The organism is Burkholderia metallica (assembly GCF_001718555.1).
Lineage (GTDB): Bacteria > Pseudomonadota > Gammaproteobacteria > Burkholderiales > Burkholderiaceae > Burkholderia > Burkholderia metallica.
This window is the reverse complement of the sequence record NZ_CP013402.1, coordinates 229,907-251,927: the sequence shown is the minus strand read 5'-3', so window position 1 is coordinate 251,927 and position 22,021 is coordinate 229,907. Positions and strand designations below refer to the sequence as shown.

Sequence of the window (22,021 nt, the reverse complement as noted above, 5' to 3'; positions counted from 1 at the left end):
CCGTCGCCGCCTGCAACCGTCAGGGCCGACGGCCGCTGCGCACGATGCCGGCGCGCGCGCAGCGCGCCGGCATCGCCGCGGCGCTACGCCGGCAACTCGGCCGCCTGTTGCTCGCGTGCCCATACGCGATGCTGGCCAATGTGGTCGGACAGCGCGTTCAGCACCGCGTCGAGATCGGCGCTCTGCCCGACGCACACGCCTTCGGCCGGGTCCGGCAGGTGCGCGGCGCTCAGCAATTGCCGCCCCGACCCGACGGCCGCGATCGGCTTCAGGTGCTTGAACGCTTCGCGCACGAAATGCCGCGCGTCGGCACTGTGCGCGAGGTCGCCGCCATCGTCGTCGCCGCCGCACACGAACACCGCGTCGAACATCACCGACGGCATGCCGACGAGCGTCGCCTGCGGCACGAGGCCGCCGACCGGCGCCAGCGTGGGCGCGACGATCGTCGGTACCGCGTGCTCGGCCAGCAGCGCATCGCGCACCTGCTCGACGAGCGCCTGGCTCGCGTCGGCGGTCGCGATCAGCGCAATCTTGCGCGAGCGCATGCCCGGTTTCGAGCGGCCGATCAGGCTCAGCGCGGGCGAACGCTGCGCGACGGCCGGCGCCACGGCCGCGGGCGGCGCGGGCAGCCCGAGCCGTTCGGCCACCTGCGCGGCGAGCCCCGTGTCGAAGCGCGCGATCGTCTCGTTCACCACGCGTTCGCGAATCTGCGGCTGCGTGACCTTGCCGAGTTCGAAGCAGTACGCGTCGCGGATATGCCGCTGCTCGATCTCCGTCATGCTCTGGTAGAACAGCGCGGGCTGCGAGAAATGATCGGCGAACGATTCGCTGCGCACGCGCACCTTGTCGCCTTCGAGCGGCTCGTGCACGGTTTCGAAGCCGCCGCCGGCCGGCGCGGGCGGCGTCTCGCGCGGCCAGCCGCCGCTCGTCGAATTCGGCTCGTACGACGCCTGGCCGACGTTGATCGTCTGCCGGTGCATCGCATCGCGCTGGTTGTTCGCGAACGGACACACCGGCCGGTTGATCGGGATCTCGTGGAAATTCGGGCCGCCGAGCCGGCTCAACTGCGTATCCGTGTACGAGAACAGGCGCCCCTGCAGCAGCGGATCGTTCGTGAAGTCGATGCCCGGCACCACGTGGCCCGGGTGAAACGCGACCTGCTCGGTTTCCGCGAAGAAGTTGTCGGGATTGCGGTTCAGCGTCATCCGGCCGATCGGCCGCACCGGCACCAGCTCTTCCGGCACCAGCTTGGTCGGGTCGAGCAGGTCGAAGTCGAAGGTATCCGCATCGGCCGGATCGATCATCTGCACGCCAAGTTCGAACTCCGGATAGTCGCCGCGCTCGATCGCCATCCACAGGTCGCGCCGGTTGAAATCCGGGTCGTGGCCGGCGATCCGCTGCGCTTCGTCCCACAGCAGCGAATATGCACCGCTCACGGGCCGCCAGTGGAATTTCACGAACCGCACGTCGCCGGCCGCGTTCACGAAGCGGAACGTGTGCACGCCGAAGCCGTCCATCGCGCGGTAGCTCGCGGGCAGCGCACGGTCCGACATCAGCCACAGCACCGTGTGCGTGGTTTCCGGCACGAGCGACACGAAATCCCAGAACGTGTCGTGCGCGGATGCGCCGGTCGGCATCTCGTTCGGCGCCTCCGGCTTCACCGCGTGGACGAAATCGGGGAACTTGATCGCATCCTGAATGAAGAACACCGGCATGTTGTTGCCGACGAGGTCGTAGTTGCCCTCTTCCGTATAGAACTTCACCGCGAAGCCGCGCACGTCGCGCACGGTGTCGGACGAACCGCGCGGCCCCTGCACCGTCGAGAAACGCACGTACACCGGCGTTTCGGCGGCCGGGTCCTGCAGGAACGCGGCCTTCGTGTAGTCGGCCATCGGCTCGTACACGCGGAACACGCCGTGCGCGGCCGAGCCTCGCGCGTGCACCACCCGCTCCGGAATGCGCTCGTGATCGAAGTGCGTGATCTTCTCGCGCATGATGAAGTCTTCGAGCAGCGACGGGCCGCGCGGGCCGCCGCGCAACGTGTTCTGGTTGTCGGCGATGCGCACGCCCTGGTTGGTGCGCAGCGCCTCCTGGTCAGGCCGCGCGCGGTGCTCGTCGAGCTGGCGCGATTTCGCGCTGTCGGACGGCTGCGTGGGCTTGGCGGCCGGTTTCTTGCCGGATGGGGAACGGGTCATCGATCGGTCCTCGTGGTATTCGGGTGGACAGCCGCCACGCGCGCCGGGTCGCTGCGGCGGCGCACGCGGACAGCAGGAAAATGCCGGCGCGGCCGGGCGCGTCAGCACCCGCCGGCCGGCCGTGGCATCAGGGCGCGCGCAACGCCGCGTCGAATTCGGCGCGTGTCACGTCGAGCGCCACGTTGCATTCGATCGCCGCATCGTCGACGCGCGGCTTGCGCTCGTCTACCGCGCGCCGCGCGCTGTCGCACAACTGCGTGCGCACGCGCAGGCGGTCGGCTTCGCCGAGCGACGCGTAGCGCGTGATCACGTCCGGATCGAGCCGCAGATCGACCGTGCAACGCCATTCGCGCGCGCTCGGGTCCGCCGGCTCGCGCACCCACGACACCTGGATCGTCAGCCGCCCGGATGCATCGTCCGCATGCACGACGACGGTCGACTCCGACGGGAAGCTGTTCGCGAGCGCATGCTCGAGTTCCTCGATGCGCTGCGAGCGGTCGGGCGCGTGGCTCATCGTCGGACGACGCCCAGCAGCAGCGTGACCAGGAAGATCACGACAAAGATGTAGAACAGGATCTTCGCGATCTCCGCCGCGCCGGCAGCGATGCCGCCGAAGCCGAACACGGCCGCGACGATCGCGATGATGAAGAAGATGATGGCGTATCGAAGCATGGAACCCTCCTGGATGACAGCGCTCGCCGACGCGCGTCGGCATCGGTCACGTCACGCGTCGTGCTTGTGTTTCGGCTTGCCGTGGACCGGCGTGGAAGCCATTTTCTCAAGCTCCTTCTCGCTCATCGATTTGGCCATCGACTTCGACGGTCCCTTGAGGTCCTTCATTTTCGTGTCGCCGCGCTTGGCCGACAGGGCGGCCCCCGCCGCGCGTTGCTGGGCCTGGGATTTGGCTGGCATGGTCGTGCTCCTCTCGTGGGCGCGCGCATCGCCGTCAAGCGACGGCACGCGCGCGGTTGGTTGAAACACCCGGCCTTCGGCGTCACCACACCGCAGCGGCGCGGGACGGGCGGCGCAATGTCCTGCGCGTGGCGACACCGGGGCCGCGTGCGATGCGCAAGAAGAATGCCTCGACCCGCTGCGCGCACGGCGAGCAAGCGCGGCTTCGAAAGCCGGTTGAGCGGCCGGTACAACAGCAGGTCGTCTGCGGAAGTCATGCAGCTATCGTGCCAACCCGGCGAAGCGCGGCCGGCGCGGCTGTCGCGGGATCACACCGCGTGGCGCGGCCGGCCGGGGGCGCTTATTTACAAGCCGGCGGCAAGTTTGGGGGCACGCCTTGCGCGCGCCGGATAACGCGCCCGGCGCTCGACTGTCGACCGTCATTGCGTCGCATCGATGCGGTCTACGGACGAACGGCCGGGAAAGGACGCCGTCGTTGCCGGCAGGTGGCGCAGCAGCCTCGCGGACATGTCGCGCGTCTGTTGCGGAAACCGTTCACGGCACGCGCCGATTTCCGTTTCGCCCACCGCCTGCGCGACTGCCGCGAGCGCCGTAAACGCGGCGATCCCGACCTTCGCGAACGCATGACCGGCCAGTGCCCTTCACCCCTTCGTCAGCGGCCAGCCTGCCGCCTGCGATCCGGCCGTACGCGGCGATCCTCACAGCGCACGCGATACCACTGCGCGCACCGTGAGGTGACGGGCCGGTGCCCGGTCAATACTGCATCGGCGGCGGCGTGCCCGGCAGCGGCTGGTCGCCCTGCGCGCCGCTGCGGCCCGACGACGGACCGTCGGCCGGTTCACCGCCGGCCCTGCCCTGCGGCATCGTGTTGCCCGGCGACGGACGCTTGTCGTAGCGCGTATTCGCGTCGGGCATCGTCGTGGTCGTCTGGGCCCCGCGACCGTCCGGTGGCGCGGGTGGTGCGCCGTGCGTGCCGTAGGGGCCGTTCATCGGCTGCGTACATGCCGCGAGCGTGCACGCCGCGGCGAACGCATAGAGGCCCGCGCGAATCGCGCGGCTCGTCTGGATCGTGTTCATCGAATTCCTCCTCGGATCGACGGCTCATAGCCGATTGAAACTGGAAGTCGCCCGCGCAGGCGGCCGGTGAGCGGCGTGCCGTCATCTCGTCGAATTCCGCCGCGCTGCGCGCGAGCGTGCGGCGCCGCACGACGTACGGTGGCGTGACGTGACCTGCATGCCGTGCCGTGCATTCGCTACACCGTCCGCTGCAAAACTTGCAAGCAGGCCGTTACGCGTCGTACGCGGCCATCACGAGCCACAGCTCGCGGCCGTCGTCGCGCACGCGCGCCGCGAGCGCGTACGGGTCGGCCGGTTCGCACGCACACTGCAGCGCGAAACGCGCGGGCTCGGTCGAGCCGAACGTCTCGTCGCCGAGCGGCCGCACGTCGGCCTTGCCCTCGAACATCCGGCGCTCGGGCCGGTAGATCAGCGGTTCATCCTTCCATCCGTTGAAGTGGCTCTTCACCGAATCGAATCCGCCGCCGCATACGTTGATCTCGTAACGCACGCCTGGTCGTCGTTTCGGAATCATCTTCGTGCCTCCCGCTCCATAGGCGCGGCCGTCCTCTGCGGGGCCGCGCGTCGTCATCGCGATCGACATGGCAATTCGCGTGCCGCGTCGCACGCGCGGGCACGGCCGTTGCGGATAGAACACGTCACCGCATCGACATGGAGGCTCGCGATGAAGGATTCGACCCGTTCCGGCCGCGACGCGCCGGCGCACGAGCAGCACCGCGATCCGTCGCCGCCGCTCAAGGACCACGACCACACACGTACGCGCCATTCGGAACGTCATATCGACAAGCAGCTCGAAGACACGTTTCCGGCGAGCGACCCGCCCGCGACCGGCGGCGTCACGCGCATCGATCCGGACACCCGCAAGCACGACGAAGGACCGCGGGAGGACAAGCGCAAACGCGACGACGCGTGAGCGTGCACGGCACGCGGCTTGCTGAATCCGTTGCCGGATTCGCCGCGCGCCCGCCGGCCCGGCCGCCCCATTCACCCCTTCAACCCGCAGGAGAATTGCATGCATCGCGTCAACGAAATCATGTCGCAGGACGTCGTGCGCATCGCGCCGACCGATTCGATCCGTCATGCCGCGCAACTGATGGAGCGCTACGACATCGGCGCGCTGCCCGTATGCGACAACAACCGGCTGGTGGGGATGGTGACGGACCGCGATCTCGCGGTGCGCGCGATCTCGGCCGGCAAGCCGCCGCAGACGCGGGTGCACGAAATCGCGTCGGGGCCGATCGAATGGTGCTTCGACGACGATTCGCTGGACGAGGTCCAGCACTACATGGCCGATGCGCAACTGCGCCGTCTACCCGTCGTCGATCACGACAAGCGGCTGGTCGGCATGCTGTCGCTCGCGGACATCGCGACGCGCACGGCCGGCCCCGAACGCAACGACGTCGCGAACACGCTCGAAGGCGTGTCTCAACCGAAGCAGACGTGACGGCGTGCAGCGCGTCTTCATACCGTCCCGACCACCCGCGCGGCCCGCGTCACTGACGAGCCCGGTCGCGCCCCATGCAGCCTGGAGGAAACCATGCACACTCCCGATCAAGGTCAGACCCGCATCATCGGCAAGGGCGCCGCAACGGCGGCCGGCCCCGGCCCGGACGTAATGGCGGCCGATACGCTCGAAGGCAACAAGGTCTATACGACCGACGGCGACGACGTCGGCAAGATCAAGGACATCATGCTCGACGTGCGCTCCGGCCGCGTCGCGTACGCGGTGCTGTCGAGCGGCGGCATCCTCGGCATCGGCGACAAGCTGCACGCGATTCCGTGGAGCGCGCTGACGCTCGACACCGAACGCAAGTGCTTCCTGTTGTCGGTGTCGTCCGAACGCATCCGCAATGCCCCGGGGTTCGACAAGGACCACTGGCCGGCGATGGCCGACCCGCAATGGGCCGCGCCGCTGCACGAGTTCTACGGCAGCACGCCGTACTGGAGCGCCGGCGACGAACTCGGGTTGACCGACCCGACCGAAGATCTGAACGATCCGCGGGCGCGCGACCGTCACTGACCGCGCGATGATGCAGCGCCGGTTCGCCGGCGCATCCGTTTCGAACGCCCTGCCTACGCGGGGCGTCTTTTTTTGCAGACAGGGGCCGCGGCAACGCCGGAGGCAGTGCGCTACGCGCGATGCCGCAACGCGTCGATCACGAGGGTGAACGCGCGCGACGCCGGGCGGCGGCTCGGGTAGTACGCGTGGTAGCCGGGAAATACCGGACACCAGTCCGGCATCACGATCCGCAAGTCGCCGTTGCGCACGTGCGCGAGCACGACGTCCTCGGTGACGAACGCGATGCCGAAGCCGTCGAGCGCCGCCTGCACCATGTGCGGCTGCGTGTTGCAGGTGATCCGGCCGTTCACGCGGGCCAGCACGTCGTTCCTGCCCTTCTTCAGCTCCCACGCATAGAGGCCCTTCGCGGTGGCGAGCCGCAGCGTGATGCAGTCGTGATCGAGCAGGTCCTGCGGCTTCTTCGGCGGCTTGCGCCCGTCGAGATACGACGGCGCCGCGACCATCGCCATCCGGACGTCCGGGCCGATGCGCACCGCGATCATGTCCTTCGCTACCTGGTCGCCGTACCGCACGCCGATGTCGTAGCGCTCCTCGACGATGTTCGACAGCCCGTAGTCGACCGACAGCTCGACGCGGATGTCCGGGTATTCGGGCAATACCGTCCTGAGCTTCGGCCAGATGATCGTGTCGATCGGATGCTCGGTGGCCGTGATGCGCACCACGCCGGCCGGCTTGTCCCTGAAATCGGACAGCGCGGCCAGTTGCGCCGAGATCTCGTCGATACGCGGCGCCGCCGTCCGGAACAGCGCTTCGCCCGCCTCGGTCATCGACACGCTGCGCGTCGTGCGCGTGAGCAGCCGCACGCCCAGCCGCGCTTCGAGATCGCGCACGGTCTGGCTCAGCGCCGACTGCGACACGCCGAGCCGCGTGGCCGCGCGCGTGAAGCTGCGCTCGCGGGCCACCGCGAGAAAAACGAGCACGTCGTTCAGATTGCCGCGCGCCATGTCGAAAGGCTCCTGTCGGGACGGACGCCCATCGTAGCACCGCCGCGCGCGATTCATCTGGCTGGCTAATAAGTCCAAGCGTGCCGCGCTACTTAATCGATCCGGCATCGGTCGCTAGACTGCGAAGCCATCGACCGAACGCGTCGCGGCCAAGCCACGACGCACCGACCACCCGCTTTCCGGAGCCGCCCGTCATGCCTACCCGTTTTCCCGCTGCCTTCGCCGCCGTCGCCGCGCTCGTCTCGCTCGTTTCGCTCGTCGCATCCGGCCCGCTGTTCGCGCAATCCGCGCCGGGCCTGACGCGCGAGCAGGTCCGCGAGGACATGCAGCGCTACGCGGCCGCGGGCTTCAATCCCGCGCGCATGAACCCGCGCACCTGGGTCGACGACGCGCAGGCCGCCGCGGCCACGGTGCACGCGGCGCGCAACGACGACGCGCGCACGCAGCTGGCCGTGCACGGCACGACGACGCGCTGCGATTGAGCGCGCCCACCCCTTTCGATCCGATCCGGTTCCGTCATGCAATCCGTTTCCACACCCGATCGCGGCACGGCACCTGACGGCGCGGCCGCGTGGGGCGCCGTCCTCGCGATGTCGGTCGGCGCATTCGCGCTCGTCGCGTCCGAATTCATGCCGGTCAGCCTGCTCACGCCGATCGCGGGCGACCTGCACGTCACCGAAGGCCAGGCCGGCCAGGCCATCTCCGTCTCGGGCGCGTTCGCGCTGGTGACGAGCCTGTTCATCGCGTCGCTCGCCGGCCGGCGCGATCGCAAGCCGTTGCTGCTGGTGCTGACGCTGCTGACGATCGTGTCCGGCACGGTCGTCGCCTTCGCGCCGAACTACGCAGCATTCATCGCCGGCCGCGCGCTGATCGGCGTGGCGATCGGCGGCTTCTGGTCGATGTCGGCCGCCACCGCGATGCGCCTCGTGCCGGCGCGGCAGGTGCCGCGTGCGTTGGCGATCGTCAACGGCGGCAACGCGCTCGCGACGGTCGTCGCGGCGCCGCTCGGCAGCTTTCTCGGCGGAATCGTCGGGTGGCGCTGGGCATTCTTCAGCGTCGTGCCGGTCGCCGCGATCGCGTTCGGCTGGAAGCTCGTCAGCCTGCCGTCGATGCAGTCCGCGCCGCGCGGCAGGTCCGCCCATGCGCTCAGGCTGCTGGCCCGCCGGCCGGTCGCGCTCGGCATGGCGGCGGTCAGCCTGTTTTTCATGGGGCAGTTCGCGCTGTTCACCTATCTGCGTCCGTTCCTCGAAACCGTTACGCACGCGGGCACCGTCACGCTGTCGCTGCTGCTGCTCGTCGTCGGCGTGGCGGGCGTCGCGGGGACGGTCCTGATCGGCGGGTTCCTGGAGAACGGGCTCTACCGGACCCTCGCGGCCACGCCCGTATTGATGGCCGCGATTGCGGTCGCGCTGACGGTGTTCGGCGGCTCGACGGCGGCGACCGCCTGCCTGCTCGGCGTCTGGGGCCTGCTCGGCACGGCGGCGCCGGTCGGCTGGTGGACGTGGCTCGCGCGCACACTGCCGCACGATGCCGAAGCCGGCGGCGGCCTGATGGTGGCCGTCGTGCAGCTCGCGATCGGGCTCGGCGCGACGGCCGGCGGGATGCTGTTCGACCTGCACGGCTACCGCGCGACCTTTGCGCTGAGCGCGGTGCTGCTCGCGCTCGCCGGCGCGCTGGCCGTGGTCGCGGGCCGCTCGGCCGCGCGCGCCGCCCGCGCCGCCCGCCGCGACGCACATTGACGGCCGCGCCGGCCCGGCGGCTTTTTTACAAGCGCCGTGTAACCGCCCCGTCCGGTTTCGCGCGGCCGCTCGCCGCTTCCAGATAGGCCAGCAGCCGGTGCGGCGTCAGCGGCTTTGCGCAGTGCGCGTCGAACCCGGCTTCCTTCGCCTCCTCGCGATCGCGTCGCGACGCCAACCCGCTGCACGCGATCAGCAACATGTCCGCGGTACGCGGATCGCCGCGCAGACGCGCCGCCAGTTGCAGCCCGTCGAGACCCGGCATCGCGATGTCGAGCACGACCGCGAACGGCTGCCAGTCGCGCGCGATGCCGCAGACCGCGAACGGGTCGTCGGCAATCCGGCATTCGAAGCCGCACGCCTCGAGCACCAGGCGCAGCGCATCGGCCGCGTCGCGATAGTCGTCGACCACCAGCACGCGGTGCGCACGCGTCGGCACGCTGTCGGGCGCACGCCACAGCAGTACGTCGTCCGCGGCCGGATCGTCGCCGAACTCGGGTTGCATCGCGTTTCTCCTGTCTTCGACACGCCCGCTCCGCAAGCCGTGCGCACAGCTCGCCCGACGCGGTACGCCGGTTGCTGCACCTGTCGCATTCGCCGTACCGGAGCCCTTCATGCGTGTGACGCTGCGTGTTCGTATCGGTTTCATCCCGTGTGCGCGGGCGGCATCCCGCGCGCCGGCCCACCCGGGCGCCGCGACATGACGCGAACGCCGCCCTCCGCCGACGACGCCGCGCCGGCGACGCTCGACGCGTGCCGCCGCTGCACGTTGTGGGAACACGCGACGCAGCCCGTGCCGGGCGCCGGGCCCGTCGATGCGACGATCATGCTGGTCGGCGAGCAGCCGGGCGACCAGGAGGACCGCACGGGCCTGCCGTTCGTCGGCGCGGCCGGCCGCATGCTCGACCGTGCGCTCGACGAAGCCGGACTCGACCGCGCGCGCTGCTACCTGACGAACGCGGTCAAGCACTTCAAATGGGAGCCGCGCGGCAAGCGGCGGCTGCACAAGACGCCTGCGCAACGCGAAGTGGCCGCGTGCCGCTACTGGCTCGAGCGCGAACTCGACGCGGTACGCCCGCGCGTGATCGTCGCGCTCGGCGCCACCGCGTTGCGCGCGGTGCTGCAAGACAACGACGCGACGCTCGAGCGCGCGCGTGCGCCGATTCGCACCGCGCAGGGCCGGCTCGTCGTCGCCACGTATCACCCGTCGTACGTGCTGCGCACGCGCGGCGCCGATTCGCGCGAGCACGCGTACCGCACCCTCGTCGATGCGCTGCGCACCGCGTCGCGGCTGGCCGGCGAACCCGACCATGACCACGACGCCAACCACCGCGACCGGCGCGGCGCGCCCGCAGAGCCGCGATGAGCGCGCCGGAGCGAGGACGCGCGGCCGCGGCCGAACGCGGGCGCCGCAGCGCCCGGCCCTCCGCGCTTACATCATCTTGCCGCGCGACCGTTCGGCGCGCGCCGCCTCGGCGGCCGACTCGACCTTCTTCACTTCTTCCGGCGGCGGCAGCACGGCCTTGAAGCCCATCGATGCGATCCACATCTCGCGCGCCCAGCCGCGGGTGTGATACAGGTGATGATCCTCGTCGGCCTCGACCTCGTCGTGCGCGGCCTTCAGCGTCTTCGCGGCGTCGCCCGACAACTGGTCGGCCGCATAGCCGATCAGCTCCCAGTTCAGGTGATCCTTCGTCTCGGCGAGCACCACGCACTCGGCCGCGACGACCTGCGCGACGGCCGGATCGGCCTTCTTCTGCGCCTGCTCGATCGTATGCACGAGCGCCTTGCCGATGGCCGACACAGCGCTGCGCCCCGGCGTCTGCGCGTCGGGGTCCAGGCCCAACGTCTCGAACACCTCACGCAGCACCTCCTGGTGGTGCAGCGTCTCGCGATGATATTTCTCCCATTCCTTGTGCAGATCCTCGTCGGTCGCGCATTGCAGCGCGGCCTCGTAGATCTTCGCGCCGCCAAGCTCGGTCTCGTATGCCTGGCACAGCAATTCGTGGATGCCTTCATGCTTCGGTTGCCGATGGGCCATGACTCACTCTCCAAAAAGACGGGCCGCATGCGCAGCCCGGGGTTGAACGGGCACGCGTTATTGCGCGCCCACCTTGCGTTCGAGCGCCTGCGCCATGCTCAGGTGATGCCGCAGCGTCGGCAGCGTCGCGCTCGCAAACGCGCGCAACTGCGGGTCCCGGCCGTCGCGCGCCTCGCCCTCGAACAGCGCGACGGCCTTGCGGTGTGCAGCCGGGCCGACCGCCGCGACGTACGCGACGTCGAAATCGTGACCGCTCTTGCCGCGCAGCGCCTCGACGTCGGGGTCCTGGATCTGTTCGACCTGCGGCTTCATGCCCTTGCGCGCGGCGATCTCGTTCAAGCGCGCGTTCGCCTTGCCGTGGTCGGTCACCATCCGCTGCGCGAACGCGCGCACGGCCGGCGACTGCGCCTGCTTCAGCGCGAGCTGGCTGGCCTGCATCTCGGCCTGGCCGGCCATCGCGGCCTTGTCGACGAATTCCGCATCGCCGCCTTGCGGCGCCTTCGCGATCCGCGCGTCGCCCGAGCCTGCGCTTGTACCCGGCGACGGATTGATCACGCCGCCCGGCACGTGGCCGTTCGAGGCGGGCGGCTCGCTCGGCATCTGCGCGCGGGCGAGCCCGGCGGTGGCGAGCACGCCCGCGGCGAGCGTCGCGAGCGTCCAGTGGGGTCGTTTCATCGATGTTCTCCTTGCACGTGGCGTGAGGCGGCCGTCAGCCGCCGACGATCGAGCCGCCGTTCGGGTGCAGCGTCTGCCCCGTCATGTAGCTCGCGCCGTCCGACGCGAGCAGTACGTAGCAGCCGATCAGTTCGTCCGGCTGGCCCGGCCGCTTGAGCGGCACGTTCGAACCGAACTTCGCGACCTGCTCGGCCGTAAACGTCGACGGAATCAGCGGCGTCCAGATCGGCCCGGGCGCGACCGCGTTGACACGGATGTCGCGTTCGGCCAGTTCCGCCGACAGCGAGCGCGTGAACGCGACGATCGCGCCCTTGGTCGCCGAGTAGTCGGGCAGCGTCGGATTGCCGTGATAGGCGGTCACCGACGCGGTATTGACGATGCGTGCGCCGGGCTTCATGTGCGCCAGCGCCGCCTGCGTGCAGAAGAACGTCCCGTACACGTTCGTGCGGAACGTGCGTTCGAGCTGTTCCTCGGTCACCGCCTCGATGCCCGGCTGCGGATGCTGTTCGCCCGCGTTGTTCACGAGCACGTCGAGCCGCCCGAGCCGCTCGACTGTGCGCGCCACCGCGTCGTACGCCTGACGCCGATCTCCGACGTCGCACACGATCGCCTCGCAACGCCGGCCGGCCTGCTCGATCAACTGCTTCGTATGCGCGGCATCGTCCGACTCCTTCAGGTAGACGATCGCGACGTCGGCGCCTTCCTTCGCGAAACCGATCGCGACCGCGCGCCCGATTCCGCTGTCGCCGCCCGTCACGAGCGCGACCTTGCCGGCGAGCTTGCCGCTGCCGACGTAGTCCGCCGCGTCGTCGCGCGGCCGCGGATGCATGTCGCGCTCGGTGCCCGGCTGGTGATCCTGGTGCTGCGGCGGCGGGGTCTGTGCGGTAGTCATGGATGCGTTCCTCCCTGAACGGTGTCGTCGAGACGTCGCAAGCGGCGTGCCGCGCGCGGCACGCATGCGACGCTGCATACGGGTGCAAGCATCAGCGCGTCTCGCCCCCCGATGCGGGTTCGCCCGGCCGGCGCACCGGATCGAAGTCGCGCCACTCGCCGTCCTGCCAGTCGCCGTCGACGCGTTCGACCGACTTCGCACCGGACGCGCGCAGCACGTCTTCCGCGGTGGTCGCGGTATCGGGCGCCACGCGCACCGCGAGGATCACGCCGGTTTCGCTGTGCGCGAGCGTGCCCTTGCCTTCGGCCTGCTCGCCGCGCATGCGGCCGAGCGCGCCGCCGAATGCGCCGAGATATGCGCCGGCCAGCGCGCCGGCGGCCGGCACGAACCAGTAGCGCACGCCGATCGCGTAGACGGCGAGCCCCACGACGACGCCGATCAGCAACCCGCGGATCGCGCCCACCATCGCGCCGCGCCCGCCCGGTTTCGCCGCCGAATCGGCGTACACGTCGCCGCCGATCGGAAAGCGCGCGTGCTGGCCGCCCGGATTCAGGAAAAAGATCGATACGTCATCCGAACCGAATGCGCGCTCGTACAAGTGGCGCGCCCCACCTTCCGCTTCGTTGAACGTCGTGAAGCGGCCTGCGACGATCATCGTCATGGTCGTCCTCCTCGTGACGGTAGTTGGGCCGCACGCGACCGCCCGCGGCGCGGTGCGGCCGTTCTCACATCAGCCGGCCGGGCTCCTTCGACACCGAGGCCGGCGTGCCGTACTCGCGAGCGTGAATGCGGCGGAGCATGTCGAGCCCGCTCGGGGCCGCATGCGGGCGCTCCGCGCACCCGTCGGCCGCCGCGTTGCCGGCCCGATAGCCCATGCCCTTCAGCGCCTTCCGCCCGTCGATCGGGCTGGGCCCATTGCCATGCCCGCCCCGATGGCCGCTGCTGTCGTGGCCCTGCCGGGTACGCTCGTCTGCGTGCGCACGCGAGCGGCTGTATTCGCGGCCCGTATGCTGTCGGGATGTCATGGCAATCCCTTTGGAAAAGCACCGGCATCACGACGACGCACGGCGCGACCGCGTGAGCGCGGCGACCACGAGCGCGGCCGCGCCGAGTGCGACCGCACCGGCCACCTTCGGCCGCTGGACCACCGTGTTGTACGCGCAGCCGCGCAACACGGGTCCGTCCATGCCTTCGCGCTCGTGCAGCGCATGGCGTGGCGCGTACAGCGCGTTGTCGTCGCGCGGGCGGGCCGGGCGGTCCGTGCGCTGGCTGCGCCAGAAGAGCCGGGACGCGATACGATCGAACAGGCGCGGCGCGTGGTACGCGCTCGCCGACGTGAACTTGGCCGCGCCGCCCACGAACAGCGCGCGGCGCGGATGCGCGGCCGCGAACAGGATCGCGTCGGCCACGAGTTCCGGGTCGTAGATCGGCCCCGGCAGCTTCGCCTCGACGTTCATGTAGTTTTTCGCGTGCATCACGAACATCGTGTCGATCGCGGCCGGCTTGATCAGCGTGACGGACACGGGCAGATGGTCGCCCTCCATCTCGAGCCGCAGCGAATCGGTGAAGCCCTTCACCGCATGCTTGGACGCCGCATACGCGCTCTGCAACGGCACCGGTGCGTCCGACGCCTCGCTGCCGATGTTGATGATCGCGCCGCCGTGAAAGTCGCTCTTGCGCCGGAAGTGGTCAGCCGCGACGAGCGAGCCGTGCACGACACCCCAGTAGTTGGTGTCGAACAGCCTGCGCTGGTCGTCGAGCGGCACCGCGGACGCCGGCCCGAAGATCGACACGCCGGCGTTGTTGATCCACGTATCGAAGCCGCCGTAGGTCTCGACCGCCTTCGCAGCCGCGCGCTGCACGTCTTCGAGATTGCCCACGTCGCCCGCGACCGCCACCGCCAGGTCGCCATGCTGGCGAAGCTCGTCGCACAACGTGTTGAGCGCCTCCTCGTTGCGCGCGAACAGCACCAGCTTCGCGCCGCGGCGCGCCGCCTTGCGCGCGGTGACGAGGCCGATGCCGCTCGTCGCGCCGGTGATCACGATCGTCTGTTCGCCGACCGGTTTGAGCATGCAGTTCATGGTGGACTCCTTGTGCGGCGCGGCCGCGGTCATTGGGCGCGGATCGTCAGCTGGTTGCGCACGTCCCGCACGCCGTCCACCTGCTTCACGACGCTGCCGGCCTGCGTGCGCTGCTGCTCGTCGGGCACGCTGCCGGTGAGCGTCACGATGCCGTGCCGCGTCTTCACGTGGATGTCGCCGGACGACAGGCCGTTCGCGCCCACCAGTTCGGCCTTCGCCTTGGTCGTGATCGTCGCGTCGTGGATCTTCATGCCGGTCGTCGAATGCGACGTGGACGTCGATGCGGCGTTGTCGTCGCCGGCGGCGAACACGTTCGGCGCGATGACCGCGCATGCCGTCGTGGCGGCGATCGCGAGCGCCATGCCGGTACGCGTCGCGATGCGACCACGGAAACGCAACGCGCGGGCTTGCAGCGGGAATACTTTCATCGTGACCTCCTTTCGTCTGGCCGGGCGTGCCGGCGGGTCGACGGGAGAGCGCAAGTCGCGTGCCGCTGCATGGGCGCCGCACGTGCGCGCGGCGGCGCGACCGGCCGCCCTTTCATCCAATCCGTTGTAATTTTTTCGGCGCACCGGCGGGCGGGTTATGGGCCGACGTCGCGGGTATGGCGCTTGCCGAGGGGAGGACAACGGCAGCCCATTCGCGCGGCCCCCAATACCGGGCGCAACGCCATGCAAGGAATCGCGTTGATCAGTGAGCGTGCGTCGCTGTGCGGCAACGCTTTTCATGGACTCGCTGGAAATGGACTATTACCGCCGGTACGGCGTCGACGTGCGGATCGCGCGGATCTTCAACGCGTACGGCCCGCACATGTATCCGGCGGGCGGCAGCGTCGTGTCGAACGTCATTACGCAGGCGCTCGCCGACGCGCCGCTCACCGTGTACGGTGACGGCAGGCAGTGATGACGGTAGGGTGTCGGCGAAAGTGTCGGCGACGGCGCCGTGCGCGCCGCGTCAACCGTCGCGCTGCGTCACGCGCATGATCTTGTGCGCCAGTTCGCGCACGTCGACCGGCTTGCACAGGTAGCCGTCGAAGCCGGCCTCGAGTGCGCGGCGCTCGTCCGCCTGGCCCGCGTGCGCGGTGACGGCGAGCACGCACATGTTCCGCGTGTCCGCATGACCGTTTCCGGCCCCGTTGCGAAGCGCATCGAGCAACCAGAAGCCGTCGCCGTCGGGCATCGCGAGATCGGACAGCACGACGGTGGGCTGCAGGTCGGCGGCCATCGCCAGCGCTTCGCGGCCCGACGAAGCAACCGTGACGGCCGCGCCGAACGTGGTCAGCGCGGCGGTGAGGCTCGCGCGCGTGGTCGCATCGTCGTCGACGATCAGGATCCGCTGCGCGGCGAGCCGCAGCGTTTCGTGCCGCACGCCCGGCTGCGGGTGGCCCCACGCCATCGCACCGGTCGGTTTCCAGCCGGTCGGCAGGGTCACCGTGAACGTCGTGCCGAGATTGCGGCCCGCGCTTTCGACCGCCACGCTGCCGCCGTGCAGTTGCGCGATATGCCGCACGATCGACAACCCCAGCCCGAGCCCGCGCCGCGACGACGCGGGCGAATCGTCCGCGCGGCGGAACATGTCGAATACGTACGGCACGAACTCCGGTACGACCCCCTGCCCCGAATCGGCCACCTTCAACACCGCGTGCGCACCGTCGTGCACCAGCTCGACCCGCACGCTGCCGCCGCCCGGCGTGAACTTCAGCGCGTTCGACACGAGGTTCGACAGCATCTGCCGCAACCGCTCGGCGTCGCCGGGCACGATGAACGTGCCGGTATCGCAATCGAATTCGAGCGCGACGCCGGCCGACGACGCGGCCGTCTGGAACGCGCCGACGGCATCGGCGAACAGCCGTGCGATGTCGACCGGCGCCGCATCGAGCCGCAGTTTGCCGGTCGCGAGCGACGACGCGTCGAGGATGTCGCCGACCATCCGCGTGAGCGAGCGCGCGCTGCGGTCGATCGCGTCGATTGCCTGAAGCTGCAACGCGTGGTCGGCCGAATTGCGCAGCACCTCGACCCAGCCGTAGATCACGTTCAGCGGCGTGCGCAGTTCGTGCGACACCGTGGCCAGCAACTCGTCCTTCAGCCGGTTCGACGTATCGGCCTGGTCGCGTGCATCGCGCGCGCCCTGCAGCGAGCGCTGCGCGCGCAAGTCGTGCCGGCGCTGCGCACCGGTCTCGCGCAGCGTCAGCGACAGTGCGACGCGCGCGCGCGCTTCGCCATCCACCGGGCACGCCGAGACGGTCGCGCGAAACCGCCGTCCATCGCGGCGCACGCACAGCAGATCGACCGGCCCGCCTCCCGCGCGCATGTCGTCGAACGATTCGGCGAACCGGCTGCGCCGCAGCCAGCGCATCGCGATCAGCGTCTCGAGGGGCCGGCCGCAGGCATCGCCTGCGTCATAGCCGAAGATCCGCTGCGCGGCCGGATTCCAGCTGACGATGCGGCCCTCGCCGTCGACGCCGACGATCGCGTCGGGCGACGCGTCGACGACCGCGTGCTGAAGCCACGATGCATCGGCCCGCGCGCGGTCCGCGCCGGCGTCGCGTAGCAGCATCACCGCGCCGTCGATGTTGCCGTGCGTATCGCCGAGCGGCGACGCCACTTCGACGACTGGAACCGGCAGGCCGCCGCCGGCAGCCTGCAGCCAGTGCCGGTCGGACGTCGCATGGGCACCGCCGAGCGCGCGATCGAGCGGGGTCGTCTGTACGCGGCGGCCCTCGTGATCGACGATCCGCAGCACGTCGCGCGCGGGCCGCCCCGTCGCATCTTCAGGCCGGCAGCCGACGAGCTCGGCCGCCGCCGCGTTGACGTAGGTGAGCCGCCCTTTCGCGTCGACCGCGACCACCCCGTGCGGCAATGCCTGCAACACGGCTTCGAGCCGCTGCCGCGCGGCCGCCTCGCGCCGGCGCGCGCGATCGTTCGTGAACCGCGTATTGCGCAGCATCGCCGCGAGCGCGCACACCAGCAGCCCGACCACCATGAACGTGCCGAGCTGCACGAGCCGGTTGGACAACGGCGCCGTATAGGCGGACGAATCCGACAGGAACAGCGTCCACACGAGTATTCCGCTGACGACGGTCGACACGACGCCGAACAGGAACGACGTCGCCCACGCTGCCCCGGCGAGCAGCGGGTAATACAGCACGAACGGCAGATTCATGCCGCCGAAACGGATCGCGAGCGCCTGCAGTACGGTCGCGATCGCGACGAGCATCGCGGCCATCGCGTAATTGCCGGCTTGCGGTCGGGCCATTTCGATCATCGGACACGCTCCTGCCGGATCGCGACGGTTCGGGCGCCTTCGGGAGACGGTGGGCCGGCACGGTGCATGCTTGCCCGCTGCAGCCGCCCGAGCGGCCGTCCACCCACGGAGATCCTCTCGTCATCGTCATGCATGCGCCGACAGGCAGGCGCGTTTTCTCGCCCTACCTCGACAATGCTGTCTTCGGGTGCGCTCGCCTGCTCGCGGCCGCGCCCGGGTCGGTCGTCGTCACCGGCTTGGCCGGGATTGCACCGCGCAATACACGCGCGCCGCCGTCGGTTCGCCACGCGGGCTCGAGCAACGCCGACGAGGCCGTGCATGTGCGCCACGACGAACACCGTCACGCGCTCACACGGCCCGGCGCCCCGGGCGGCCGCCGCGCAGATGGCGCCGCCGCGAAAGCTCCCGCCGTCGCCACACACGCGAGCCTGGTTGCGTTGTTCGATCCTCATATGCGCGCCAATCTCCATGGACCCCAAACGTACTGGCGGCTCGAACGCGACGTCACGTTCGCGTCACGCCCGCGCGCGACGGCTTGCCGCCGCCGGAACCGCGCATGACCGCCGTCGTGCCGACCTGCCGGCACACGACCGAACTCGCGCGCACGCCGGCGCACCGCTCGCCGCTGCCCGACCGGCCCGCGATCGTCGTCGTCGACAATGCATCGGTCGCCTGCACCGCCGCCTTGATCCGCAGCCGCTTTCCCCGCGTCGTACTCGTGCATGCGCCGGCTAGTGCCAATCCCGGCGCGGCCGCCGCGCGCACGCGCCACGTCGCGTTTTGCGACGCCTACACAGAGTGAGCGCCCGGCTGGCCCTAGCAAGCCGCGAACCTGCTCGATACCTGTCCGCACGTCGCGGTCATCACCGTGCGCTTGCTCGTCGGCCCCGACACGCGCGAAGACCCGACCTGCCAGTTGATGGCCGAACGCCCGCTCGATGCCCGCGTCGGGCTGCCCACCGACGCGACGGCCTTCCGGCGCGATGCGTTCGTGAACGCGGGCGACTTTCTCTGCGGCGAGGACGCACTGTTCGCGCTCGACCTTTACCGCGCCGGAAGATGACTCGCGTATGCCCCGCGCCTGACGGTCCATCCTCACCCGTCGTCGCCGCGCGACGTGCACACCCGCACACGCATGGCCGCCCGCAACGACGTGCGGACCGCGTGGCTCAGATGACCGGCGCGGGCCGCGCTGCGGCAAACCGTGCGGCGCTTGCCCTGCCTGCGACGCGAACGCACGATCGCGCGCACGTTCGCCGGCCAGACGCCAAACCTGCCGACGCGCCGTACGATCCCGCCGCACGTCGCGCGCAGGCGTCGCCAACTCGAACGCGATGCGCGTCCTGATGAGCGAAATGGAGCATGAGCGCGATCGCGGCGGCATCAGGTATCCGGCTTGTCCGCTTCGCCTTCGAGCTGCGCGAGCCGGTTGTAGATCGTCTTCAGGCTGACATCGAGCACCTCGGCCGCCTGTGCCTTCACGCCGCCGCATTGCTCGATCGTGCCGAGGATCAGCTTGCGGTCGACTTCCTCGAGCGGTGTGCCGAACGGCACCGTCATGCAATCCTCATGCGAATCGACCATGCTCGACAGTTCGTCCATGATCGGCGGCGGCAGGCTCTCGATCACGTCCGCGTCGCTGAAGATGGCCGCGCGCTGCACGAAGTTGCGCAACTCGCGCACGTTGCCGGGCCACACGTACGCCTTCAGCGCTTCGCGCGCAGCCGGCGAAAAACGCAGCGTGCGACCGCTTTCCTCGTTGTAGCGCTGCAGGAATGCGTCGGCGAGCATCGGGATGTCGTCGCCGCGCTCGCGCAGCGACGGCAGCGGAATCGGGAACACGTTGATCCGGTGAAACAGGTCGGGCCGCAGCTTGCCGTCCGCCATCGCGGCTTCCGGATCGCGGTTGGTCGCCGCGACGATCCGCACGTCGACGTCGATCTCGCGCGTCGAACCGAGCCGCGTCAGGCGCCCCGTCTCCAGCACGCGCAGCAGCTTGACCTGCGATTCGAGCGGCATCTCGGTGATTTCGTCGAGGAACAGCGTGCCGCCGTCCGCGCGTTCGAAGAAGCCCTTGTGCTGGCGCTCCGCGCCGGTGAAGCTGCCGCGGTCGTGGCCGAACATCTCGCTCTCGACGAGGTTCGCGGCGATCGCCCCGCAGTTCACCGCGAGGAACGGGCCGCGGCGGCGCAGGCTCAAGTCGTGCACCGTCTGCGCGGCCAGCTCCTTGCCGGTGCCCGATTCGCCGGTCAGCAGCACCGACGCCTCGGTGCGCGCGACGCGGCCGATCGCGTCGTACACCGTCTGCATCGCGGGCGAGCTGCCGAGCATGCGGCCGAAGCGGCCGAGACGCTGCAGCTCCGAGCGCAGCTCGGCGATTTCCTCATGCAGTGCGGTGGTGCGCGGCACGCGCGCGAAGATGCTGTTCAGCCGCTGCATGTTCAGCGGCTTCACCAGGTAGTCGGTCGCGCCGCGCCGCAATGCGTCGATCGCGGTTTCGAGGCTTGCATGGCCGGTGGTCAAAACCATTTCGCAATGGGAACGCTTCGGCAATGCATCGAACAGATCCATCCCGTTGCCGTCCGGCAGCACGAGATCGCACAGCACGAGATCGGGGGTATGCGTCGACACGAGCGTGCGCGCTTCTTCGAGCGTCGCGGCCGTATCGCAGGCAAGCTGCTGCGTGCGCGCGAGCGCCGCAAGCATCGCCCGCGTATCGGCATCGTCTTCGACGATCAGGACGTAGGGCATCGTGGCTCCTCGTGTGGCGGCCCGACACACGCATCGGCCGGCACACCGCGACGGGCGCGCAGCGCAATGCAGGCCGCCTCGCTCACGCGGCCTGCGTTGCGCTGCACATGAACGACCGGGCAAGCACTCCTGCCCGGTAGCGAGTGCTTAGCAGTATAGAAGAACCGTGTTGCGCATTCGTCGTCGATCGAATAAATCTATCCGGCCGCGCGAGCCGCATTGCCAGATTCAATGTCACACCGTCGCTATAAAATGTATTCTCGATACCGGAAAGCGTGACGTGTGCCACGTCATTTCTTCACCTGGTCTCGACGCATTCGGTCAAATCTTCCGCTCGATAGCACACCATGGCGAAATCCGTCGATGACGGCGCGCGGCTCGTCGGCCGCTCGCGTACGATCCAGACCCTGTTGCTGAACATCTCGCGCGTGGCCGCGACGCGCGTCGGCGTGCTGATCGTCGGCGAAAGCGGCGCGGGCAAGGACATCGTCGCGCGGCTCCTGCACGATATGAGCCCGCGCCGCCGCGGCCCGTTCGTTCCCGTCAATTGCGGCGCGATTCCTCACGACATTGCGGAGTCGCAACTGTTCGGTCACGAGAAAGGCAGCTTCACCGGCGCGGTTGCCCAGCATGTGGGCATGTTCGAAGCCGCGCGCGGCGGCACGCTGTTTCTCGACGAAATCGCCGAAATGCCGGCCGAGCTGCAGGTCAAGCTGTTGCGCACGCTCGAGTCGAACACGATCGTGCGTGTCGGCGGTCATGAATCGATTCCGCTCGACGTGCGGATCATCGCCGCCACCCATCACGATCCCGTCGAGGCGGTACGCAGCGGCCGGCTGCGCGAAGATCTGTTCTACCGGATCGCGACGGTTGCGCTGCACGTGCCCGCGCTGCGGCAGCGCGAGGACGACGTCGACGACATCGCGCTGCAGATCGTCGATCGGCTGAACGCGCGGCACCGCACCCGAAAGCGGCTGTCCATGCAGGCGATGAAGGCGTTGCGAACCTATACGTGGCCGGGCAACGTGCGTGAGCTGCGCAATACGCTCGAGCGCGCGTTCATCCTCGCGGACGAACAGATCGAACTGCAGTTGCCGCGCCGCGCGCCGCCGCGCGAGGAATTGCGCCAGAACGCGATCACGCTGCATATCGGCACGACGCTCGCGCATACGCAGCAGCGCTTCATCGTCGCGTCGCTGCGGCATTTCAACGGCGACAAACCGCGCACGGCCAAGGCGCTAGGCATCAGCCTGAAGACGCTGTACAACCGGCTCGCGCTGCTGCCCGAACACGAACGGAACGCGGTGCGCGCAGCGGGTACGTCGAGCACATCGAGCACATCGAGCACATCGAACGTGTAGTACGTATAGAAC

At 69.6% G+C, this 22,021-nt stretch carries 25 protein-coding genes and 2 pseudogenes; 9 read left to right on the top strand and 18 right to left on the bottom strand.

Features of this window, described 5'->3' with window-relative positions; all coding sequences use genetic code 11:
- Positions 1 to 83 precede the first annotated feature (83 nt).
- The 7 genes from katE to WJ16_RS17035 all read right to left on the bottom strand — a co-directional run bounded on the left by katE (position 84) and on the right by WJ16_RS17035 (position 4,698).
- Positions 84 to 2,195: a catalase HPII gene (gene katE, locus WJ16_RS17060; RefSeq protein WP_069258260.1), complete on the bottom strand. Its 2,112-nt coding sequence runs from the start codon at positions 2,193 to 2,195 to the stop codon at positions 84 to 86.
- A 127-nt stretch (positions 2,196 to 2,322) separates the two neighbouring features.
- Complete coding sequence (locus WJ16_RS17055) at positions 2,323 to 2,709, bottom strand: DUF3022 domain-containing protein (RefSeq protein WP_069258259.1); 387 nt, start codon at positions 2,707 to 2,709, stop codon at positions 2,323 to 2,325.
- Complete coding sequence (locus WJ16_RS17050) at positions 2,706 to 2,867, bottom strand: DUF1328 family protein (protein ID WP_027792525.1); 162 nt, start codon at positions 2,865 to 2,867, stop codon at positions 2,706 to 2,708. The genes WJ16_RS17055 and WJ16_RS17050 overlap by 4 nt, the downstream gene beginning before the upstream one ends.
- A 51-nt stretch (positions 2,868 to 2,918) precedes the next feature.
- Entirely contained in the window at positions 2,919 to 3,107 is a 189-nt protein-coding gene (locus WJ16_RS17045; protein ID WP_069258766.1) for a DUF3008 family protein, read from the bottom strand.
- A gap of 419 nt (positions 3,108 to 3,526) precedes the next feature.
- Positions 3,527 to 3,712 carry a hypothetical protein gene (locus WJ16_RS35835; protein WP_335622441.1) on the bottom strand — a complete coding sequence of 62 codons (186 nt, stop codon included), beginning with the start codon at positions 3,710 to 3,712 and terminating at the stop codon, positions 3,527 to 3,529.
- 148 nt (positions 3,713 to 3,860) lie between these two features.
- Positions 3,861 to 4,184, bottom strand: a complete 324-nt coding sequence (locus WJ16_RS17040; protein ID WP_069258258.1) for a hypothetical protein — start codon at positions 4,182 to 4,184, stop codon at positions 3,861 to 3,863.
- Between the two features lie 211 nt (positions 4,185 to 4,395).
- Entirely contained in the window at positions 4,396 to 4,698 is a 303-nt protein-coding gene (locus tag WJ16_RS17035) for a hypothetical protein (protein ID WP_069258765.1), read from the bottom strand.
- A gap of 150 nt (positions 4,699 to 4,848) precedes the next feature.
- On the opposite strand from WJ16_RS17035, the gene WJ16_RS17030 reads away from it, so the two are divergent.
- The 3 genes from WJ16_RS17030 (at position 4,849) to WJ16_RS17020 (ending at position 6,204) form a co-directional block, all read left to right on the top strand.
- Positions 4,849 to 5,097, top strand: coding sequence for a hypothetical protein (locus tag WJ16_RS17030; RefSeq protein ID WP_069258257.1), 249 nt, complete (start codon positions 4,849 to 4,851; stop codon positions 5,095 to 5,097).
- A 99-nt stretch (positions 5,098 to 5,196) separates the two neighbouring features.
- The gene (locus WJ16_RS17025; protein ID WP_069258256.1) at positions 5,197 to 5,628 is read left to right on the top strand and encodes a CBS domain-containing protein; all 432 of its coding nucleotides are present in this window, start codon (positions 5,197 to 5,199) and stop codon (positions 5,626 to 5,628) included.
- 93 nt (positions 5,629 to 5,721) lie between these two features.
- Entirely contained in the window at positions 5,722 to 6,204 is a 483-nt protein-coding gene (locus tag WJ16_RS17020; RefSeq protein WP_069258255.1) for a PRC-barrel domain-containing protein, read from the top strand.
- Positions 6,205 to 6,314: 110 nt separating this feature from the next.
- On the opposite strand, the gene WJ16_RS17015 is transcribed toward WJ16_RS17020, so the two are convergent.
- Positions 6,315 to 7,208, bottom strand: a complete 894-nt coding sequence (locus tag WJ16_RS17015) for a LysR family transcriptional regulator (protein ID WP_069258254.1) — start codon at positions 7,206 to 7,208, stop codon at positions 6,315 to 6,317.
- Between the two features lie 194 nt (positions 7,209 to 7,402).
- Between WJ16_RS17015 and WJ16_RS17010 the strand changes: the two genes are divergently transcribed.
- Entirely contained in the window at positions 7,403 to 7,690 is a 288-nt protein-coding gene (locus tag WJ16_RS17010; protein WP_069258253.1) for a DUF4148 domain-containing protein, read from the top strand.
- A 36-nt stretch (positions 7,691 to 7,726) separates the two neighbouring features.
- Positions 7,727 to 8,947, top strand: a complete 1,221-nt coding sequence (locus WJ16_RS17005) for an MFS transporter (RefSeq protein WP_069258252.1) — start codon at positions 7,727 to 7,729, stop codon at positions 8,945 to 8,947.
- 25 nt (positions 8,948 to 8,972) lie between these two features.
- On the opposite strand, the gene WJ16_RS17000 is transcribed toward WJ16_RS17005, so the two are convergent.
- Complete coding sequence (locus WJ16_RS17000; RefSeq protein ID WP_069258251.1) at positions 8,973 to 9,449, bottom strand: response regulator; 477 nt, start codon at positions 9,447 to 9,449, stop codon at positions 8,973 to 8,975.
- A gap of 195 nt (positions 9,450 to 9,644) precedes the next feature.
- Between WJ16_RS17000 and WJ16_RS16995 the strand changes: the two genes are divergently transcribed.
- On the top strand, positions 9,645 to 10,310 hold the full coding sequence (locus WJ16_RS16995) for a UdgX family uracil-DNA binding protein (protein WP_069258250.1): 666 nt from the start codon (positions 9,645 to 9,647) through the stop codon (positions 10,308 to 10,310).
- 66 nt (positions 10,311 to 10,376) lie between these two features.
- Here the strand turns inward: WJ16_RS16995 and WJ16_RS16990 are convergent, their stop codons facing one another.
- The 7 genes from WJ16_RS16990 to WJ16_RS16960 all read right to left on the bottom strand — a co-directional run bounded on the left by WJ16_RS16990 (position 10,377) and on the right by WJ16_RS16960 (position 15,061).
- Positions 10,377 to 10,985 (bottom strand): DUF892 family protein, encoded by a 609-nt coding sequence (locus WJ16_RS16990; RefSeq protein ID WP_069258249.1) that lies wholly within the window; start codon positions 10,983 to 10,985, stop codon positions 10,377 to 10,379.
- A 57-nt stretch (positions 10,986 to 11,042) separates the two neighbouring features.
- The gene (locus tag WJ16_RS16985) at positions 11,043 to 11,660 is read right to left on the bottom strand and encodes a DUF4142 domain-containing protein (protein WP_069258248.1); all 618 of its coding nucleotides are present in this window, start codon (positions 11,658 to 11,660) and stop codon (positions 11,043 to 11,045) included.
- 34 nt (positions 11,661 to 11,694) lie between these two features.
- The gene (locus WJ16_RS16980; RefSeq protein WP_069258247.1) at positions 11,695 to 12,552 is read right to left on the bottom strand and encodes an SDR family oxidoreductase; all 858 of its coding nucleotides are present in this window, start codon (positions 12,550 to 12,552) and stop codon (positions 11,695 to 11,697) included.
- A 91-nt stretch (positions 12,553 to 12,643) separates the two neighbouring features.
- A complete protein-coding gene (locus WJ16_RS16975) occupies positions 12,644 to 13,213 on the bottom strand; it encodes a hypothetical protein (protein ID WP_069258246.1) in 570 nt (189 codons plus the stop codon).
- Positions 13,214 to 13,277: 64 nt separating this feature from the next.
- Positions 13,278 to 13,577, bottom strand: coding sequence for a hypothetical protein (locus tag WJ16_RS16970; protein ID WP_069258245.1), 300 nt, complete (start codon positions 13,575 to 13,577; stop codon positions 13,278 to 13,280).
- Positions 13,578 to 13,604: 27 nt separating this feature from the next.
- Complete coding sequence (locus tag WJ16_RS16965; RefSeq protein WP_069258764.1) at positions 13,605 to 14,633, bottom strand: SDR family oxidoreductase; 1,029 nt, start codon at positions 14,631 to 14,633, stop codon at positions 13,605 to 13,607.
- A 29-nt stretch (positions 14,634 to 14,662) separates the two neighbouring features.
- Positions 14,663 to 15,061: a BON domain-containing protein gene (locus WJ16_RS16960; protein ID WP_069258244.1), complete on the bottom strand. Its 399-nt coding sequence runs from the start codon at positions 15,059 to 15,061 to the stop codon at positions 14,663 to 14,665.
- Positions 15,062 to 15,335: 274 nt separating this feature from the next.
- Between WJ16_RS16960 and WJ16_RS33410 the strand changes: the two are divergent.
- Positions 15,336 to 15,533: pseudogene (locus WJ16_RS33410) on the top strand (NAD-dependent epimerase/dehydratase family protein); the annotation flags it as partial.
- 54 nt (positions 15,534 to 15,587) lie between these two features.
- On the opposite strand, the gene WJ16_RS16955 reads toward WJ16_RS33410, so the two are convergent.
- Positions 15,588 to 17,897, bottom strand: a complete 2,310-nt coding sequence (locus WJ16_RS16955) for a hybrid sensor histidine kinase/response regulator (protein ID WP_069258243.1) — start codon at positions 17,895 to 17,897, stop codon at positions 15,588 to 15,590.
- A 556-nt stretch (positions 17,898 to 18,453) separates the two neighbouring features.
- Here WJ16_RS16955 and WJ16_RS16950 point away from each other — a divergent pair.
- Positions 18,454 to 19,263, top strand: a pseudogene (locus tag WJ16_RS16950) (glycosyltransferase family 2 protein).
- Positions 19,264 to 19,280: 17 nt separating this feature from the next.
- On the opposite strand, the gene WJ16_RS16945 reads toward WJ16_RS16950, so the two are convergent.
- Entirely contained in the window at positions 19,281 to 20,648 is a 1,368-nt protein-coding gene (locus WJ16_RS16945; protein WP_069258242.1) for a sigma-54-dependent transcriptional regulator, read from the bottom strand.
- A gap of 347 nt (positions 20,649 to 20,995) precedes the next feature.
- Between WJ16_RS16945 and WJ16_RS16940 the strand changes: the two genes are divergently transcribed.
- Entirely contained in the window at positions 20,996 to 22,009 is a 1,014-nt protein-coding gene (locus tag WJ16_RS16940) for a sigma-54 interaction domain-containing protein (protein ID WP_069258241.1), read from the top strand.
- The last annotated feature ends 12 nt before the right edge of the window (positions 22,010 to 22,021 follow it).